The organism is Acinetobacter sichuanensis (assembly GCF_003024515.2).
GTDB classification, from domain to species: domain Bacteria; phylum Pseudomonadota; class Gammaproteobacteria; order Pseudomonadales; family Moraxellaceae; genus Acinetobacter; species Acinetobacter sichuanensis.
Window position 1 is genome coordinate 1 of record NZ_PYIX02000181.1, and the last position, 888, is coordinate 888.

An 888-nucleotide genomic window follows, 5' to 3' on the forward strand; every position below is an offset into this window, starting at 1 on the left:
TCGCTCCACCTCAGCACTTACTGATACTGGCAAACCCAAAACCACATTCAATTTATTCACTTGAACAGCAGGGAGAATTGCAATAGCAGGTTTCACTTCAAATTTATCAAGAAGCGTTTTTGACTCTGGCCATACTTCCCATAGTTTTTTAAACGTATGGACACTTTCAAGAACAGGGGTAATTTCTCGTGACATTTGCTCACGTTGTGCTTTTAAATCTCTACAGTGCTCAACAGCAGCCATGAAGTTTTTAGCAACAACTTCATCACCAACATAAAGTTTTGCACCTTCGTAAAATCTATCGTCATGGCGTCTACCAATCAAACGACCTTCCGAACAATTAACCATGTGTTTTTGCTCAGCAATAGCAATATAGAACGTTGAGCTTTTAGGTAAGAAACCTTTGGGTAAGCTTTCCATTGCAATCAAATGCGATGCATAAATGTCTTGGTAAACCTGCTCACCTGCTGTAATTTTTGCTTGTTTAGCAGCTTGTTGTTTCGCATCAAATGCGTGTGAAAGAATGGCATCAAGCATTGCTTCACGTAACTGTTTAGTTAAACGACTCATTGACTCACCTCCATAACAAACGCCACTTGTTGTTGATCCGCACAGCTTTGCAACATGAAGACCATTGAACAGAAAGCGATTAAGATAAGGACAGCGCTACACATATTTGGCAGCATAGTTTTTAAGAAGAAAGACCAGAGAAGGGAGAACCAAGTAACAGGTTTTTGTTCCTGTTGAGTTGGGTGCTGATACAAGCGACCTGTAGCGCTTTTGTTAACGCCAAACTCTGGCGTTTGACTGTGGGATGTGGTTTGTTTCATAATAGTCTCCGTAGATATGACAGTGTTTACGCTAGAGCCCCTATTCCATCTAGGGGCT

Annotated in this window: 2 protein-coding genes; both read right to left on the bottom strand. The window is 41.2% G+C overall.

Annotation, left to right across the window (positions count from 1 at the left end; translation table 11 throughout):
- On the bottom strand, nt 1-570 hold a 570-nt coding region (locus tag C9E89_RS22885; RefSeq protein ID WP_107010336.1), incomplete at its 3' end, for an Nmad5 family putative nucleotide modification protein.
- On the bottom strand, nt 567-830 hold the full coding sequence (locus C9E89_RS22890) for a hypothetical protein (RefSeq protein ID WP_107010337.1): 264 nt from the start codon (nt 828-830) through the stop codon (nt 567-569). The genes C9E89_RS22885 and C9E89_RS22890, both read right to left, overlap by 4 nt.
- Nucleotides 831-888: the final 58 nt, after the last annotated feature.

Excerpts from the sequence above, each read along its gene's own strand:
- C9E89_RS22890 (WP_107010337.1), bottom strand. The coding sequence starts at position 830 with ATGAAACAAACCACATCCCACAGTCAAACGCCAGAGTTTGGCGTTAAC.